This window comes from Streptomyces sp. URMC 127 (assembly GCF_051386535.1).
Taxonomy (GTDB): Bacteria; Actinomycetota; Actinomycetes; order Streptomycetales; family Streptomycetaceae; genus Streptomyces.
Genome location: NZ_JBPQTW010000530.1, coordinates 1 through 293 on the forward strand (window position 1 = coordinate 1; position 293 = coordinate 293).

Below are 293 nucleotides of genomic sequence, written 5' to 3' on the forward strand. Positions count from 1 at the left end.
TCTGCAGCGCGGGCATCAGCGACTGCGTCAGGTACGCCAGCGCCCCCACGAGGGCGCCCGCCGTGACGCCGTGGTCCAGCAGCCAGGGCGCGGCGGCCAGCAGGAGCACGAGGGGCAGCTGGCCCGCCACGGCCAGGGCCACGACCCGTGCGACGGACCAGCGGGCGAGGGAGCGGGACGCCTGCAGCGCGGCGTCCGTGAGGGCGCCGGCCTCCGCCCGGACGCGGGGCTCGGCACCGGCCGCCGTGACGTCGCGCAGGCCCGCGAAGACCTCGCCGAGCCCGGCGGCGAGG

Annotated in this window: 1 pseudogene; it reads right to left on the minus strand. The window is 79.9% G+C overall.

From position 1 onward, the window contains the following. A pseudogene (locus tag ACSNOH_RS35260) lies at positions 1 to 293 on the minus strand (ATP-binding cassette domain-containing protein); the annotation flags it as partial.